15 protein-coding genes are annotated in these 17291 nt (G+C 47.1%); 11 read left to right on the top strand and 4 right to left on the bottom strand.

The window, feature by feature from the left end; translation table 11 throughout:
- From SCJ97_09125 to SCJ97_09140, 4 genes are all read right to left on the bottom strand, one after another.
- Positions 1 to 326, bottom strand: a 326-nt coding sequence (locus tag SCJ97_09125) for an FAD-dependent oxidoreductase (GenBank protein ID MDW7740200.1), incomplete at its 3' end; no start/stop codon positions are given.
- Positions 327 to 534: 208 nt separating this feature from the next.
- Complete coding sequence (locus SCJ97_09130) at positions 535 to 1896, bottom strand: sodium/glutamate symporter (protein MDW7740201.1); 1362 nt, start codon at positions 1894 to 1896, stop codon at positions 535 to 537.
- Positions 1897 to 2082: 186 nt separating this feature from the next.
- Positions 2083 to 3096, bottom strand: coding sequence for an aromatic acid exporter family protein (locus tag SCJ97_09135; GenBank protein MDW7740202.1), 1014 nt, complete (start codon positions 3094 to 3096; stop codon positions 2083 to 2085).
- A 128-nt stretch (positions 3097 to 3224) separates the two neighbouring features.
- Positions 3225 to 3422, bottom strand: a complete 198-nt coding sequence (locus tag SCJ97_09140; protein MDW7740203.1) for a cold-shock protein — start codon at positions 3420 to 3422, stop codon at positions 3225 to 3227.
- A gap of 286 nt (positions 3423 to 3708) precedes the next feature.
- On the opposite strand from SCJ97_09140, the gene arcC reads away from it, so the two are divergent.
- The 11 genes from arcC to SCJ97_09195 all read left to right on the top strand — a co-directional run bounded on the left by arcC (position 3709) and on the right by SCJ97_09195 (position 17282).
- Positions 3709 to 4650 carry a carbamate kinase gene (arcC, locus tag SCJ97_09145; protein MDW7740204.1) on the top strand — a complete coding sequence of 314 codons (942 nt, stop codon included), beginning with the start codon at positions 3709 to 3711 and terminating at the stop codon, positions 4648 to 4650.
- Between the two features lie 145 nt (positions 4651 to 4795).
- Positions 4796 to 5899 (top strand): tRNA 2-thiouridine(34) synthase MnmA, encoded by a 1104-nt coding sequence (gene mnmA, locus SCJ97_09150; protein ID MDW7740205.1) that lies wholly within the window; start codon positions 4796 to 4798, stop codon positions 5897 to 5899.
- Positions 5900 to 6006: 107 nt separating this feature from the next.
- Positions 6007 to 6867, top strand: coding sequence for a carbon-nitrogen family hydrolase (locus SCJ97_09155; protein ID MDW7740206.1), 861 nt, complete (start codon positions 6007 to 6009; stop codon positions 6865 to 6867).
- A complete protein-coding gene (locus tag SCJ97_09160; protein ID MDW7740207.1) occupies positions 6854 to 8083 on the top strand; it encodes a DUF418 domain-containing protein in 1230 nt (409 codons plus the stop codon). Before SCJ97_09155 ends, SCJ97_09160 begins: the two co-directional genes overlap by 14 nt.
- 16 nt (positions 8084 to 8099) lie before the next feature.
- Complete coding sequence (locus SCJ97_09165; GenBank protein ID MDW7740208.1) at positions 8100 to 9584, top strand: succinate CoA transferase; 1485 nt, start codon at positions 8100 to 8102, stop codon at positions 9582 to 9584.
- A gap of 127 nt (positions 9585 to 9711) precedes the next feature.
- Positions 9712 to 10548: a glucose 1-dehydrogenase gene (locus SCJ97_09170; GenBank protein MDW7740209.1), complete on the top strand. Its 837-nt coding sequence runs from the start codon at positions 9712 to 9714 to the stop codon at positions 10546 to 10548.
- Positions 10549 to 10618: 70 nt separating this feature from the next.
- On the top strand, positions 10619 to 11680 hold the full coding sequence (locus tag SCJ97_09175) for an XdhC/CoxI family protein (protein MDW7740210.1): 1062 nt from the start codon (positions 10619 to 10621) through the stop codon (positions 11678 to 11680).
- A 38-nt stretch (positions 11681 to 11718) separates the two neighbouring features.
- Complete coding sequence (locus tag SCJ97_09180) at positions 11719 to 13752, top strand: bifunctional metallophosphatase/5'-nucleotidase (GenBank protein MDW7740211.1); 2034 nt, start codon at positions 11719 to 11721, stop codon at positions 13750 to 13752.
- Positions 13753 to 15219 carry a trimethylamine methyltransferase family protein gene (locus SCJ97_09185; GenBank protein MDW7740212.1) on the top strand — a complete coding sequence of 489 codons (1467 nt, stop codon included), beginning with the start codon at positions 13753 to 13755 and terminating at the stop codon, positions 15217 to 15219.
- 66 nt (positions 15220 to 15285) lie between these two features.
- Positions 15286 to 16137, top strand: coding sequence for a D-amino-acid transaminase (gene dat / locus SCJ97_09190; protein ID MDW7740213.1), 852 nt, complete (start codon positions 15286 to 15288; stop codon positions 16135 to 16137).
- 11 nt (positions 16138 to 16148) lie between these two features.
- Positions 16149 to 17282, top strand: coding sequence for a Nif3-like dinuclear metal center hexameric protein (locus SCJ97_09195; protein ID MDW7740214.1), 1134 nt, complete (start codon positions 16149 to 16151; stop codon positions 17280 to 17282).
- Positions 17283 to 17291 lie beyond the last annotated feature (9 nt).

The following is a 17291-nucleotide window of genomic DNA, read 5'->3' on the forward strand; positions in this document are numbered from 1 at the left end:
CCGGTGATAACTTCTATACCCTCAGAAGCAAATATTTCCCTTATTGTTTCGGCTGCTTCAGGTTCCTCTCTCTGCAGGAGCTGTTCGCGTGATTGTACAATCTTAATATCCACACCATACCTGGAAAGGACCTGTCCCAGCTCACAGCTGACTGGCCCGCCTCCGATTATGGTCAGTGAAGAAGGCAGCTTCTCCAGCTTTATTACATCACGGGTTGTCCAGTAATTCACGCTCTCCAGCCCGGAGAGATCAGGGATGGCAGGTTTCGTACCGGTAGAAATCACAATGCCACGTCGGGCTGTAAATACTTCATCCCCAACTGTCACCGTATTTGGACCGGTTATTCTGCCGTTCCCTTTTACCAGGCGCCCTCCCCGATCATGATAACGCTTGACTGCTATAGAATCATTACTTTTGGGGGGGAATATGCTATGCAGTCAGCAGCAAATTGAAGTGCGTTGCTTCAGATGGCTAATCCAATAATCGGGCATGCAGCTTGGTATCATATCTGCATGTAAAATCTTAACTGCTGCTTTAAAACTTACGCGGTCCTAAGAACTTAAAGACACGGAGTAAGATGTAGGAAAGCAGCATAATTCCGATATAGACCAGAAGAACCATCTGCACACTCCAGCCCCACCACAGCGGCGCATGCATTAACATCATCAGGCTGAAGACAAAGGGCGCCGCGAAGATTACCTGTATACCAAGTTCGAGGGCAACCGGTGTTTCAAATTCAGGATCGGCGATGCGCAGCAGAAGCAGTGCTGTGGTTGCTGTGCCGGTGGCAATACCGTAAACTCCCACCGTTCTTTCAAAGCTGTATTCCCAGGTTCGGCGGCCGATATAGACAACCACCAGGGTGGTCAGGATTCCGCTTGCCAGGGAAATCAATAGGATTGGAACGATATATTCCCAGACGATGACGAGCTGGATGGCCATGATGGTGGCTATGATCAAAAAGTCGATAGCCCACCCGGTTATCCGGCGCTGTACCCCTGGATCGAGAAGATGGCCCAAACCTATTTTTGTGATCACAAGTTTGACCAGAAGCGCCACCAGGACAGCCAGGAAGAAGAAAAACCCCCAGGCCGTTAAGGCCACGTCTGCGGATAGTAAAGAGTTAATCAGGTACATGATTCCATAGGTTATCAGGTAGACCAATCCCACCAGCGCTGCATGGAAGGCCAGACACTCGATATTGCCCGAATGTGTTGTCAGTTCACCGGCAGGTTCTTTTTTGGCATCTTTCTGGATGACACCTTTAAGGATATCAAGGGATAGGGTTTTAGGCGCCAGGGTGGTGAAACCCTTGCGTATACCCCAGTTGACCAGGGGGACACCAACGAAGAAGGCAAAGGCGAATCCGAGGACGGCAAAAGAGAGCCCTAAGGTTGCCGCAGAGGTGAAGCCAAATTCCTCCCAAACCTTCCCGACCGATAGAGCCTGGCCCGGACCCTGGGTAAATCCGAGAGGTGAAAGAAATCCAAAAAGCTGGTTTAAGTTGAAGCCTACGGCATTAAGCAGAAAAACAAAGAGCACACCGATAATACCCTGCATGGACATGGTAATCCCGCTGACGAGACCGATCCAGAGAGAGCCCTTGACCGGGCTTCGCGCATGGATGTTCTTATCTTTACTGAGTGTTGTAGTAAGGCCGAGAGAGATAAATGAGACTACAAACAGGTGGTAGGCGAAAGTTTCGAGAAGGTCTGTCGATAGGGGCAGTACACTTGTGTTTACAAGAATGAGTCCGATGGTGCCGCCTATAAAGCAGCTGGGAATGAGGTAGTTCTGGAAAAACTTAATCGACGCTCTGAGCAGCATTCCGATCAAAAGCATTACAGCCATGTAGCCAAAAACCATTACAGGTCCAAAGGGAAAAGGTGTATCCATTGTATCCTCTCCTCTTCAATAATAGTTCAAACCGTGGTTATGTGGTATTCCTGGCTCTTTGGTTTATTATATTTTATTTCCATGTATTAATCCAAGAATTATTTTAATTATTTTGCTTATTTCTTTATTTATAATCAGCTGATGGAATTGGGTATGTTCCTGATAATAGAAATTATCCAGGGGAGACTACTTGGTTGATAAAACGGCCGACGGTATCTGCTGCATGCGGTTGTAGTAGCGTTTAATCTCCTGTAAAAGATGAAAGAGGGAGGCCCTGCTGATAAATTCCTTTCGTGATTTCGGTAAAGCCATTTCTTCAAAACTCTGCTCCATTTTGACCAACAGATGGTCAACCAGCTTGTAGTGAGCTTTCTTTCCCTCAAGCCTTCGCTTTTGCATGGCCTGAACGATACGGAAAAACTTGATCAGTGGTGCGGCCTGTGGAACCTTTATCGGAATGCGGCGGGCCAGGTTATGCATCTCCGTTAACCGTTTCAACTGGGAACTGTAAATCTGGAAAGTCTGGTAGTAACGATCCGCAGCAGTTTCCCGGTTGATGATAAAGCGCTGTTCCTCCTGGAAGAGTTTGGCAGTTTCCAGCCCCGATTCAATTTCCAGTCTGAGGTTTAAAACCAATTCCTTGAATGCCGTATCATCGCATCCCGGTTCGCTCATCTCGAGCATGATGAAGTTGACCGCCTGGCTTAAGCCTTCTTCGGTCTGCCGGATCTTCTTTAAGACTTCTTTCTTGTGATTAGGGGTAAAGAGGTAATTGATCGTGAGGGCGCACACTGCACCGATGAGAGCAGTAAGGATTTGTCCAATCGAATAGGATAACAGGGGCATTTCGTTTCCGCTGAAGATGATGGTAATTGCTGTTACAGTGGTGACAACTATATGTTCCTGCCAGCGCAGCTGCAGGCAGATGTAGATAGCAACCAGCGTAACCAACCCGTATCCTAATGGTGATACACCAAAAAAGTAACTGAAAGTTGTTCCCAGAATACCGCCCAGCAAGACTCCACCGATTTTAGATAAGCTTTGGACAAGTGAATGATAGAAGGTTTTCTGGACCGTTATTAAGGCAACCAATGCGGCTAAAATCATCCGCGGTAGTTCAAAATACTGAGCGATATAGATGGCCAGGGTTACGGCCAGCACTGTTTTTAAAACTCTTCCTCCAATGATATAGCGGTTCAAGTAGTCATCGCTCCATCTATATTCCATTTGCTTATATTATACTAGGAATTGATCTTTTAGGGTGAGTCATAAAAAAGTGCTTCCGGAATAATCCGGAAGCACTCCAGGTTTGTAATGTAAGAACTGCTTTAGATGCGAACTACATTTTCTGCCTGCTTGCCACGATTTCCTTCGGTGACATCGAATTCAACACTTTGGCCTTCATCCAATGTTTTGAAACCATCGCCCTGAATTGCAGAGAAGTGAACAAATACATCTTCTCCTTCTTCGCGTTCGATGAATCCATAACCTTTGTCTGCGTTAAACCATTTTACTTTACCTTCCATTGTATAGCCTCCTAAATAATATTGTCCAAAAAGTGCAATTAGATCAAGCATCGTACGCCGAACCGTTTACCAGGAGGCTTATGGATGTTCAATTTCATCAACTTTTTAACACTTTAATAACTATACCACAAAATAATAAATTATGCAAGTAATGGTAACATGTATCAGCCAGAGATGTAATGAACCTGCACTGAAGATTTACAGGAAACTCGAGAAGGAAAAGAGTCTGCTTAATAGAAGTAATCAAACGTAGTATTATCTGAGTTAAAAATGGAGGAAATAATAAATGGCGTTAGCTAAAGTTGTTGTGGCGTTGGGTGGAAATGCTCTGCAGCGAAAAGGTGACCCGGCGACTGCCGCTGCTCAGCTCGAGGTGGTTAAAAAAACTGTCGAATACCTGGCCGAAATGAGTAAGCTTGACTATGAACTGGCAATTGTCCACGGAAACGGACCCCAGATCGGTAATATCCTGCTGGCCAGCGAAGCGGCAGCTGATGTGGTGCCTACCATGCCTTTTGATGTCTGTGGGGCGATGAGCCAGGGCTATATCGGCTATCATATCCAGCAGGCGTTGCGTCATGCTTTAAAGAAGCGAAACAGGAATGTTCCGGTAGTGACAATTATCACCCAGGTAGTGGTTGATAAGGATGATCCAGCCTTCCAAGACCCCACAAAACCGATCGGCCCCTTTTATACGGAAGAAGAAGCGGAATTAACCGCAAAAGAGAAGGGATATATCGTAAAAGAGGATGCAGGTCGGGGCTGGCGCAGGGTTGTGGCTTCGCCGGTACCCAAACGTATCGTGGAATTTTCCTGTCTAAGGGAACTGTGGGATACAACAATTGTAGTTACGGCCGGCGGTGGTGGAATACCAGTCATCGAAAAGGAAGATGGTTCCCTGGAAGGTATTGCTGCCGTTATCGATAAAGACCTGGCCGCAGCGAGACTGGCAGATGATATCCGGGCTGATATTTTAATGATCTTGACCGAAGTGGATAAAGTAGCATTGAACTTCAATAAACCGGACCAGAAAGATCTTGATCACATGACGGTTGAAGAGGCCGAGAAATATATTGCTGAAGGACATTTTGCACCGGGCAGCATGCTGCCGAAAGTGCAGGCTGCCGTCAATTTTGTGAAGGGAAACCCGGGGAAAAAAGCGATCATCACTTCGCTTTACAATTCCCTCGATGCTCTTGACGGCAAATCGGGAACAACAATAAGTTAAATATTTATTTTTGAATTATTGGAAACAGGGCAGGCAAAATGTGTAGATTGCATTGTGCTTGCCCTATTTCTATTATCAGTGGGATTTTAGATTATTTCCCTGTGCTATAATGTCCCTAAGCCTAAAGAACCGGAAGTGATTCTAATTGTCTGGCGCTGAGAGAGTAAAAGTAATGGTTGCCATGAGCGGTGGCGTGGATAGTTCGGTGGCGGCCTACATTCTAAAAGAAGAAGGATATGATGTGGTCGGGGTAACGCTGCGCCTGTGGATTGACCCGGTAGCAGAGGAGCTGGCTGGGGATGAAGCCAGGGGCTGCTGTTCCCTGGAAGCTGTCAACGATGCCCGGATGGTTTCTGCACAGCTCGGCATACCCCATTACGTCCTGAATATGCAGGAAGAGTTTTTGCAGGATGTTGTCGGAAATTTTACTGCCGAATATCTTCAGGGTAGGACACCTAATCCCTGTGTAGAATGCAACCGGACGATCAAATTTTCCTACCTGATCAGAAAAGCCTCAGGTCTGGGCATCGACAAGATAGCCACCGGGCACTATGCCCGCATTGAATATGACTCCACAACAGATCTCTACAGGCTGTACAGAGGTCTGGACAGGCAAAAAGACCAGAGCTACATGCTTTATGTCCTCGGACAGAATGAATTGAAAGCCACTTTGTTCCCGCTGGGTATGAAAACGAAGCAGGAAGTCCGAAAAATTGCTGAACAGCAGGAATTTAAAGTTGCTGATAAAGCGGAGAGCCAGGAAATTTGTTTTATTCCCGATAATGATTATCGGGCTTTTCTGGAGCGGCAGAATCCCGACACCCTGTCGCCCGGGAATATCATTTCTACGGAAGGCCTGATACTCGGACGTCATCACGGAATTGCATTTTACACGGTCGGCCAGAGAAAAGGCCTGGGCTTGACAACGGCTGAACCTTACTATGTGCTGAAAATCGATGCGGATAAAAACGAAATAGTTGTCGGACCGGTCAGTGAAACATACTGCCGCGGTCTGATTGCTGAAAACCTTAACTTTATTGCCGGTAACCCTTTTCTGGAGCCTTTTGAGGTAGATTTAAAAGTCCGCTACAGGGCGGCGGCGATCAAAGCTTTTTTATTCCCTCCGGATAACAGCCTGGCCAGGCTGGAGTTCGAAAAACCTCAGAAGTCGGTAACTCCCGGTCAGTCAGCTGTTTTCTATCGCGGGGAAGAAGTACTTGGAGGAGGAATCATCAAGGAAGTTTTATAGCATCGAAGACTTGAGATGGCACGGGTAGTTTTTGCCTGTTCTACAGAAGGATCATAATGTTTCTTGTTGAACTTTTAATCTTAACCTCATAAATAAGGAGCGAGCACATGGTCACTATTAAGATTATTCAGCTTGAAGTTGATGATCACCAATCAAAGGCGGATCGATTCAGGAAAGTTGAAAATCATCTTGAATCAATCTACTGTGAGAATCCGCTGCCGGATATGATCATGCTCCCTGAAATCTGGGGTACCGGTTATTTCAACTTTGAACGCTACGAGAATGAAGCAGAGCCTTTGCAGGGTGAAACCTTCAATCTGGTTGCTCCCTGGGCAGAGAAAATTGGCTCTTATATTCTGGCAGGCAGCATTGTTGAACGCGAAGGAGACAATCTTTACAATACCGCAATATTGATCAGCCCCAACGGAACATTAGCCGGCTGTTACCGGAAAGTTCATCTATTCGGCTTCCAGTCCGAGGAGAGTGCTCTTTTATCACCGGGGGAAGAGATCTACACTTTGAAAACCAGGCATGGTACCTGGGGGTTCAGCACCTGCTACGACATGCGTTTTCCTGAACTATACAGAGAAATGATTAACTGTGATGTAGATACCATCTTTGTGATTGCTTCCTGGCCGCTGGCCCGTCTTGAACACTGGGAGCTTTTTAACAGGACCAGGGCTCTGGAGAATTTGAGTTACCTGGTCTCCTGTAATTGTGCCGGCAAACTGAAAGATTGCACCATGGCTGGTAACAGTATGGTTGTTGATCCCTGGGGTGAGGTTGTAACCAGGGCAGGGGAAGGCGAAGAGGTTTTGACGGCGGTTATAGACCCCGGAAAGGTATATACAGTAAGAACCAGTTTCCCCGCACTTGAAGATCGCTGTGTGCAGGTACCGCTGAGACCGATAAGCATGGGGCAAAACAAGAAAAAAAGAAAAAGAGGTAAAAAAATTGCAGCCCAATAACCGTACTGATCCAAGACCAATCCAGCCTGCAGAGAGAATAAAAGAAATTGATATCATCCGTGGGCTGGCCCTTTTCGGGATATTGATGGTTAACATGTCTTTTTTCAAATACCCTATATTCTTCGAGCGATATCCTTCAAACTTTCCAGCCGGCCTGGAACAGTTCAGCGCCATTATAATCCAGTTTGTTTTTACCGGTAAATTTTACGCCATATTCTCGTTTCTCTTCGGACTCGGTTTTTATATTTTCATGGAGAGAACTTTGAGTAAAGGCTTTGAGCTGGTTCCTTTATACAGGAGAAGGTTGTTTGCCCTGCTTCTCTTTGGAGCTGTTCACCTGGTGATCCTCTGGACGGGAGACATTCTCTTTACCTATGCCCTGGTCGGCTTTTTATTGCTGAAGTTCAGGGACAAATCGCGGGAAGCGATCGGAAAATGGATAATCGGGCTATTCATTACCACGCTTACTTTGTACAGTCTATTCGGGTTGATTAACGGTTATGGCGAATATTCTGCCGGTGACAGCTACCAGGCGATAATGAGCATGATGATTAACGGCGCAATTGATGTTTACACCGGAGGCAGTTTTGGACAGTTGATTCTTTTCAGGGTGTTTAACGAACTCCCTTACGTAATAATCAGCATGGTTGTCTGGATTCCTGCTGTACTGGCCTTCTTTCTTTGCGGACTTTATGCCGGGAAAACCGGTATATTTAAAGACATCGGAAAGAATATCCCCCTGCTGACTAAAATCCGCAACCGTGGACTGGCCATTGGAGCTGTATTGATGTTAATCTACGGCTTGATCGATGCCGGCTTTATCCCCGTCGGGTTGATTGTCCGCCCCGCGCTTCTTTCAGCAGCAAACTACACGGCTTCAATATTCCTTTTTCCAGCCTACATATCTCTGGTGCTGATCGCCCTGCAGAGCGAATTCTGGAAGAAAATCCTTTCACCGGTTGCTGCAGCCGGAAGGATGGCTCTGACCAATTATCTTGCCCAGACGCTGATTTGTATGATAATATTTTACGGTTGTGGATTCGGTTTTTTTGGACAGGTAACATTGGCACAGGGTGTGCTGATTACAATAGCAATTTATCTTGCCCAGGTTATCTGGAGCAACATCTGGTATAAAAAATTCAGGTACGGTCCGATGGAGTGGATCTGGAGGACAATGACCTATAAAAATCGACAACCTCTAAGAAACAGAGATTGAAGGAGGATGAACAGATATGAGTCCGATAAAATTTCCCAGGCTCTCTGCCGAAGAAGCAGCGGCCATGATCGAGCATAACCAAACCGTTGCTTTCAGCGGGTTTACAGCAGCCGGTGCGGCAAAAGCAATTCCCCGTGCACTGGCAAGACGCGCAAAGGAAATACATGCCAAAGGTGAACCGTTCAAATTAAATGTTCTCACCGGAGCTTCCACCGGCAGTCTCGATGAAGTTTTGGCCGAAGCTGAAGCTGTTGCCTGGCGAGCACCATACCAATCTTCGAAGACTATGCGCGAACAGATCAATCAGAATAAGATTGAATTTACCGATATGCACCTCTCCCACCTGCCCCAGGCGGTCATGTTCGGGTTTTTGGGCAATGTCGACTGGGCTGTTATCGAAGCTGCAGAGATCACGGCTGATGGAAGGATCTATTTATCCACTTCTATCGGGGCCTCGCCGACATTTTTACGTTGTGCCGAAAAAGTGATTATCGAGTTAAACCGTTATCACTCGGTTCGGTTAAGTGAAATGGCCGATATTACTATAATGCCGCCGCCGCCAAACCGGAGCCCCATCCCCATCTACGATCCGCTAAACAAGATCGGCTTACCCTATGCGACAGTTGATCCGAAAAAGATTGTAGCCGTGATCGACAATAACGAGCCGGACGGGATGAAACCGTTGGTTGAACCTGACGAAATCAGTAGAAAAATTGCTCACCAGGTGGTCGATTTTCTTTTAGATGAGCAGAGAGCCGGTCGTATACCTTCAGAGTTTCTTCCCCTTCAGGCCGGTGTAGGAAATATTGCCAATGCGGTGATGAGCTGCCTGGGTGACGATCCTGATATACCTCCCTTCAACATGTACACTGAGGTTTTTCAGGATGGCCTGATCGATCTGATGGAGCAGGGGCAGCTAACCGGAGCGAGCACCTGCAGCCTGACAGTTTCGGATGATAACCTGCAGAGGATCTACAGCAATATGGATTTCTTTACCCAGAGGATTGTCCTCCGCCCTCAGGAACTTTCAAACAACCCGGGTGTTATCAGAAGACTGGGAGTAATCGCCCTCAACACGGCGCTTGAATTTGACCTGAACGGCCATGCCAATTCAACTCACGTTTGCGGGACGGAACTGGTAAACGGGATCGGCGGCAGCGGTGACTTTACCCGCAATGCCTATCTCTCAATTTTTATGGCTCCCTCAGCCGTCAAGGGTGGACGGATATCTACCGTTGTGCCAATGGTCACTCATCCCGATCATAACGAGCATTCCGTCCAGGTTTTTGTCACCGAACATGGGCTGGCCGATCTGCGCGGACTGGGTCCGACCGAGAAGACAAGAAGGATCATCAATAAATGTGCCCACCCTGACTACCGGGATTACCTGCACCGCTACGTGTCCGACTCCCCATCCGGCCATATCAGCCAGAACCTGAAAAAATGTTTTGAGCTGCACATCAGCCTGCAGGAAAAGGGCACCATGAAATTCTGGGAATAATTTCGGGACACATTAGTTAATTATATTTTCTGATAATTTGGCAGCACTATTTACTGCTGATCATTTAGTACTATTTATTGGTTACCCTATTATTTGGAGAAATTGCTAAAATCGGGAGGCAGATCTAATGAAAAGATTGGTTGGGAAAGTTGCCCTGGTTACCGGAGCCGGACGGGAAAAGGGAATTGGTTTTACCTGCGCCCGGCGTTTGGCTGAAGAAGGCGCTTCAGTAGCTTTGGCCGACCTGGCCGTATTGTCAGAACAGGGCAGGGGTAGTGACGAAACTGAAAACCAGTTATATGATCTGACTGAGATAATCAGTGATATGGGTGTTGGAGCGCTGGCCATAGAGGTTGATGTAACCGATCCTGATTCCGTACAGAAAATGATCGAACAAGTAAAGGACAAATTCGGACGTCTTGATATACTGGTGAATAATGCCGGGACAATAATCGACCCTGCACCGCTGGCTCTCACTGATCCGGAAGCCTGGAGAAAAACGATTGAAGTGAACCTGACGGGAACCATGCTCTGCTGCCGGGCGGCCGCACCGTTGATGATGTGTAACGAGGAAGGCGGAAAAATTATCAACATGTCTTCACGGGCAGCTCGCAGCGGGGCAATCTGGATGCATGCATACTGCGCATCGAAAGCGGGAGTGATCGGTTTAACCCGTTCTATGTCTCTTGAGCTGGCTCCCTTTAAAATTTGTGTCAATGCCTTATGTCCCGGAGAAATCGATACTGAGATGAAACGGTGGGGTTGGGGTAAGGAAGCCACGATAAAAGGCAAAACTGTAGAAGAGATAGCCGATGAAGCAGCAAAAGCTACCCCGCTGGGCAGGGTTGGCACTGCTGAAGATGTTGCCGCTGCAGTAGCTTTTTTTGCCTCCCCCGATGCTGACTATATGACCGGAGAGATTTTGAATATTACAGGTGGAAACGGAATACGTCCTCTACTTTAGAAATCTTTAAATAAATTGCCCGGTAGTTTATCCAGGAGATAAGATACCCAAAGTGAGCAGGAGGTTTTTCATGAGTTTTTACAGGGAAATCAGCAGCCTCTTGAAAGAAGGAAAACCGTCAGTACTGGTTACAGTAATCTCCAGTGATAAAAATTATGATTTAATCGGCAAGCAGTTGGTGATCAGCGAAGGTAAGATTTTGTACAGTAATGTTAATCAAATGCTGGCCGAAGTGATCTATCAAATAGTTTCGCCAATCGCCGAAGGCGGAGAAAATTTCACACTCAAAACAGAGCTACCCTCCGGTGATCAGATAGAAGTATTTATCCATGCTTATTCGCCCCATCCCCGCTTGATAATTCTAGGAGGCGGCCATATTGGGGCTGCTCTCTGCCGGATCGCCTCCAATCTCGATTTTGAAATTATTCTTATCGATGATCGGCCTGCCTTTGCTTCCCGGGAACTGCATCCTCATGCCCACCGGTTGATCTGCGAACACTTTGGCGATGCCCTTGACTCTATTGAATCGACTTTCGCCGATTACATTGTGATTGTAACCAGGGGTCATAAACATGACCGGTATTGCCTGGAGAAATCGCTGGGGCGGAAAGCGGCATATATCGGTATGATCGGCAGTAAGAGCAGGGTGCGTGCCCAGCTCAACGAATTAAGAGAATTAGGGTATACGGAAGAAGAGCTTTCCCGGGTTCATTCTCCCATCGGCCTGCCCATCGGCGCGGTCAGTGAAGGAGAAATTGCCATCAGCATACTGGCCGAGATAATACAGGAAAGAAGAAGCACAAGCAGTGATGAAGCGATCCAACAGGATATCCTTCAAGAGCTGGTTCGCATCGAAGAAGACAAACAGAAAGCGGCCCTGGTAACCCTGGTTAAAACTCTCGGTTCAACACCCAGAAAAACAGGATCACAACTTCTGATTTTTCCTGATGGTTCGCTAAAGGGAACTATAGGTGGGGGTTGTTCGGAAGCCGGAGTAAGGCAGGAAGCTCTCACCCGTTTGGATCATCAAGAGCAGGGAGTTATGCGCCTTGATTTAACCGGGGATGTAGCCGCAGATGAAGGAATGGCCTGTGGAGGGATTATGGAAATCTTTATCGAACTGCTACCATAAATATAGCCAGGGTAATTATATGATAAAGGAGTATTAAAATGACCGAAAAAGCCAAACCAGCTATTTCATTCTTTTCGAAAATTAGATTTCTTCGCCAGTCAAGAGCACTCATGGCTCTCATAATTTTTTTCTTATTTTTCCTGGCAACCGGAGCATCAGCAGAAGACGAAATATATTTTACCATTTTGCATACCAATGATGAACACAGTGCCTTGATTCCACACTCACCGGCTATTGATTATCACCCCGAAAGGGATAATCCAACAGTTGGTGGATTTGCCCGTTTGGCTTCCGCGGTCAATCAGATCAGGGAGGATCGCGAAGCCGTCGGCCAACCGGTTTTACTCTTTTCAGCAGGGGACTATATGGGTGAGTCGCCTTTTAGCTGGCTTATCCCATTGGGTCTGGCTCCGGAACTGAACCTGATGCAGTTGATCGGTTATGATGCAGCAGTTATCGGTAACCATGAATATGATTATGGTCCCGATATTCTGGCAAAATACCTCCTTGAGGCCGGTTATCCGGCAGCTCATGATAAAACCGTGATCATTGCTTCAAATACGGTTGCTCCTTCCGATCACCCGCTTGCCCGGGATGGATTATACCGGAGCAACCATCTTATTACCCTCGACAACGGACTCGTAATCGGAATTTTTGGTTTGATCGGAGAACAGGCTATCTCTTATACAACAGCCAATGAGCCGGTTGAGTTTGCCGATCAGCATGAAACTGCCCGGCAGATGATCGAAGAACTGCAGCAGCAGGGAGCAGATGTGATTATTGCCATTACACACTCCCGGGTTGAAGAAGATCAGGAGCTGGCTCGCGAAGTACCGGGTATTCACCTTATAATCGGCGGTCATTCACATACAGTTCTTGAAGAGCCGGTTATCGAAAACGGGGTGATCATTGTCCAGGCCGGCTCACAGCTTCAATATCTTGGACAGCTGGAACTCGCCTTCAATACAGGCTCAGGCGAGTTAAGGCTTCGTAACGCTGAGGTCAATGATCCTTACCTTATCCCCCTGGATCACAACATACCGATTAATCCCGAGATCAATGAACTGATCGAGCAGTATACTGCGGAACTGAACTACATCATCGCAGCTCGGACTGACGGTAAGTTTCAGCATATACTGGATACGGTTATGCTGTCGAACTTCGAACTCTCAAACAAACCGCCTCTCAAGGAGTCGTCCTTTGGCAACTTTGTATCAGATGCCATGCGCCTTATAACGGAGGAGAAAATTGGCCGGAAGGTAGATTTTGCGATTCAGGCAAACGGGGCAATCAGGGGTAGTGTCAACCCCGGTACCATGCCGCATTCGATGGGAAAAGTTTCTGTCTATGATCTAGTTCAACAGGTTGGTCTCGGCATTGGTCCCGATGGCGAAGCGGGTTATTCTTTGGTTGCGGCTTACCTTACCGGGGAAGAAATCCGGCGCGCCCTGGAGGTGGCGGTTCTTCTTTCTGATATGATGGGGGATACTTTCTTCCTCCAGTTTTCCGGATTGCGTTATGACTATAATCCACAAAACGCCATACTTTTCACCGTACCCATTATGGATTTGCCCATCCCGACAACAAGGGCAGTGATCAGTGCTGAAAGGTATACCGGTGACGGCAGGCAGGGTAATGATGATAGTCAGTACCAGCCCATTGAACGGGGCGACGAGCAACTTTACTGCCTGGTAACCGATTCTTATATTGTATCTTTTCTGCCAATGGTTGGTGAGCTGCTGCCGCAGCTTGAGCTGGTCTTGAAAGACAGTGAAGGAAATCCTGTACCCGAAGATGAATTTGACAGGCTTGTAGTCAGGGTCGATGGGAAGGAGATAAAGGTCTGGGAGGCTGTTCTGGAATATGCAGCGGCACAAACGGTCGGCAATTCGGGATTACCGGAAATCGATTCATATTACTCATCAACAGGAGGCAGGATCAACCCTTCCCGTTCATTCCCCCTGGTTATCCTCCCGATTCTACTTCTGTTACTTATCATCTTCGGAATCTATATGCTGATCAGAAAAATAAGAAGTCGCAGAAAAACCCGTAAAAGTCGTGAGGTAGAATAAATGGATAAAGATCAAAATAGAAGGAATGTCCAGCCGGTTAAATTTTCAAAAAAGGTGGACTGGCTGGATCCAAATCAGGTTGCCACCATACATCAGGCTTCAGTGGATATATTAAGCAAGATCGGAATCAAGATGCCCCACCCAAAAGTTCAACAAATACTGGGTCAGGCAGGTGCAAGAACTAACAGCACAAGCGGAAAAGTATATATCCCCGAAAAGTTAATTGAAGAGGCCATAAAAAAGGCTCCACAGACTTTTACCCTGGCTGCCAGGAACCCGGTTAATGACCTGCCGGTTAATGGTGAGTTTGGATACCTTTCGTTAGATGGGAGCGGGCTGCAGGTAATAGACCTGACCAGTGGAGAACTGCGCAGGTCAACATTGAAGGATCTTGAGGAAGCAGTTACTGTTGCCGATTATTTGAAAGAGATTTCTTTTCTCTGGCCGGTTATCAGCGCCCAGGATCGTCCCAAGAAGAAACAGCCGCTTTATGAATTATACGCCCAGCTGGCCAATTCAACAAAACATGTCCAGGCGATGACTGCGGTTGATCCTGAAGCGGCAGAAGGTTCAATCAGAATTGCCAAAGCAGTTGCCGGAAGCTCCGCGGCTCTGCGAAACCGTCCGATAATCTCTAATTTCCAGTGCAGCATCAGTCCCCTTGCTTACGATCCTGAAGGGCTGGAAGCAGCAATGATCTTTGCCGATGCCGGTATACCAACCGGTTTTTTAACGATGCAGATCGGCTGTTCAACAGCTCCGGCAACCCTGGCCGGCAGTCTGGCCCAGGCTAATGCTGAAATCCTGGCCGGGATTGTCTTCCTCCAAACATATAAACCAGGCTGCCCGACTTTTTACGGTTCATGTGCCACAGTAATGGAACTGCATTCCGGAGCAGTTTGCTGTGGAGGCCCCGAAGACTTTTTGCTGCAGGCAATGTCTGCCCAGATGGCGCGCTACTATAATCTGCCTTCGAATATCGGCACCTTTGCCACCGGTGCTAAAGCATCAAACTGGCATGCCGGAGTTGAAAATGCCCTTTCGGGGATGTCAAGCATAATGGCCGGTGCTGATATGATGTGCGGGGCAGGGTTACTGGCCGGAGCATTAATATTTTCCTTCGAGCAGCTTTTGATGGACTGTGAGATATTTGAAATTATCAGGCGTTCAACCGAAAAGATTATTGTCGATGAAAATACTTTGGCTCTGGAGACAATTGCCGCTGTGGGATCTGACGACCATTTCATGGTTGAACCGCATACCCTGAAGCATATGCGGGAACTCTGGCAGCCTGCAGTAATGAACCGCAGTCCTTATGGCAAATGGCAGACTGAAGGCTGTCGTGAAGCTGAAGAAAATGCCCGGGAAAAGGCCTGGTGGATTCTTGAAAATCACAAGCCTGATCAGCTTGACGATAAGCTTAAGGCTGAAATTATAAACATAATCGAAGATCATAGCCAGCACTAGATAGACATGCTGCAGGAATTATGCTACTTTAGACCATATCACATCATAAGAGCGGAGCTGATATAAGTGCATAATTTAGCCTGGATCAACGGAAATATTGATAATCTGGAAGGTGCAACTGTATCTCTTGAAGATCGCGGTTATCTGTTAGGTGATGGGATATATGAAGTAATCAGAGTTTTTAACAGCAAGCCATTTGCACTTGAAGATCACCTGAACAGACTGCAGAACAGTGCAAAGGCAATAAAAATGGAACTGCCCTATTCGCTGGAAGATATTAACAATGCGATTGTGCAGTTGATTGAAAAAGGTGAGTGTGCGGAGGGCTATCTCTACATTCAGGTTACCAGGGGCATTGCTCAACGCGATCACCTTTTCCCACCTGATGCGAAACCATCAATGATCATGTATATCAGGGAGATGGCTCCACTTCCCGCGCTTGAGGATATAAAACCGGTAAAATGTATCACTCTGCCGGACGAAAGATGGCTCAACTGTTATATCAAGACTGTGAATCTTCTCCCCAACCTGCTGGCCCGCCAGACTGCCGCCGAAGCGGGGGCAGTAGAAGCCATTCTATACCGCCAGGGAGGAATAGTCACTGAAGGAACTCGTTCGAACCTTTTTACAGTAATCGACGGAATAGTCCGTACCCATCCTGCGACTAACTTGATCCTGCATGGAGTTACCAGGAAGATAGTCATAGATATTTTGAAAACCGAGGGTGTAAAGGTATCTGAAACAGCTATCACCCTGGAAGAGCTGAAAAATGTTTCCGAAGCCTGGCTGACTTCGACGACAATGGATGTTAACCCGATAGGCTGGATTGATGAATGTCCTGTCGGTGATTCTGCCCCCGGACCGATCTGCCGGAACCTGATGAATCAGTTCAGGGCTAAAGTTATGCAACTCTATTAGGAGGGTTACTCTTGCAGGCTAAAGTTGCCACAATAGCTTCATACTTAGAAGACCTTGCACCCCGATCCTTTGCCCTTCCGGGCGATAATGTGGGCCTGCAGGTAGGCAGCTTCGATAAATCCGTAGAGAAAATATATGTTGGCCTTGACCCCGACCCGGAAGTGATAAATGATGCTCTGGCCATGGGCGCCGATCTACTTGTTACTCATCATCCATTCTATTACCAACCCCTTTCAGTAATTGATACTGCTTCCCCGACCGGCATGCTTACATCCCTGGCTCTGAAAAATGAACTGAGTATTTATAGTGCTCATACTAATTACGATTGCACCTTTGAAGGTGTCAGCTATCAGCTGGCCAGGGCAATGGGAATCAATTATCGGGAATCGTCGGTTATAGAGATCACCGGCAGCGATCAGCTCCTTAAACTGGTAGTATTCGTGCCGGTTGGTTACGAAGATACTGTTCGAAATGCCCTTTCCGCTTCGGGAGCAGGACATATAGGCAAATACAGCCACTGCACATTCCAGGTGGCAGGAACGGGAACTTTTATGCCTGAAGAAGGGGCAAAACCTTTTTTGGGCAGCAGCGGTAACCTGGAAAAAGTTGAAGAAATTCGCATTGAAACTATCTTACCCGCGAGTAAAAAAACTTTGGTTGTTGAAGCTTTAAAAGTTTCTCACCCCTACGAAGAAATTGCTTATGACCTGTATCCCCTGGCCCTGGAAGGAAATCCGGTCGGCCTGGGATTGATCCTTGATCTGGATGAACCTATGGATATAACCGGAATTCTGGAGATCTGCCGGGAAAGTCTGATCAGTGAAGATATCCGCTATTACACCGGTAACCAAAAAGAATATAATAGAATTGCCTTGTGTGGGGGCAGTGGTGGATCATTAATTGAGAAAGCCGCTCTGGCAGGGGCTGAAATATTTGTCAGCGGAGATTTTCGCTATCATGACTTAAAATTCGCACAGGGATTGAACCTGGATATTATCGATGCCGGACATGAAGCGACAGAATGGCCGGCGGTAATTTACCTGCGCGAGTACCTGGAGCAACGTCTGGAGTCAGATAGCTATAAGACAGAAGTATACCTTCAAACTTCTCTCCATACACAATGGAACAAACTGCAGGGTAGGTGAAAGCCTACC

The organism is Bacillota bacterium (assembly GCA_033549065.1).
Taxonomy (GTDB): domain Bacteria; phylum Bacillota; class Dethiobacteria; order DTU022; family DTU022; genus JAWSUE01.

Coding starts and splice junctions, on each gene's coding strand:
- SCJ97_09130 (MDW7740201.1), bottom strand. CDS start 1,896: ATGGATACACCTTTTCCCTTTGGACCTGTAATGGTTTTTGGCTACATG.
- SCJ97_09165 (MDW7740208.1), top strand. CDS start 8,100: ATGAGTCCGATAAAATTTCCCAGGCTCTCTGCCGAAGAAGCAGCGGCC.
- SCJ97_09170 (MDW7740209.1), top strand. CDS start 9,712: ATGAAAAGATTGGTTGGGAAAGTTGCCCTGGTTACCGGAGCCGGACGG.
- SCJ97_09180 (MDW7740211.1), top strand. CDS start 11,719: ATGACCGAAAAAGCCAAACCAGCTATTTCATTCTTTTCGAAAATTAGA.
- SCJ97_09155 (MDW7740206.1), top strand. CDS start 6,007: ATGGTCACTATTAAGATTATTCAGCTTGAAGTTGATGATCACCAATCA.
- arcC (MDW7740204.1), top strand. CDS start 3,709: ATGGCGTTAGCTAAAGTTGTTGTGGCGTTGGGTGGAAATGCTCTGCAG.
- SCJ97_09140 (MDW7740203.1), bottom strand. CDS start 3,422: ATGGAAGGTAAAGTAAAATGGTTTAACGCAGACAAAGGTTATGGATTC.
- SCJ97_09185 (MDW7740212.1), top strand. CDS start 13,753: ATGGATAAAGATCAAAATAGAAGGAATGTCCAGCCGGTTAAATTTTCA.
- SCJ97_09175 (MDW7740210.1), top strand. CDS start 10,619: ATGAGTTTTTACAGGGAAATCAGCAGCCTCTTGAAAGAAGGAAAACCG.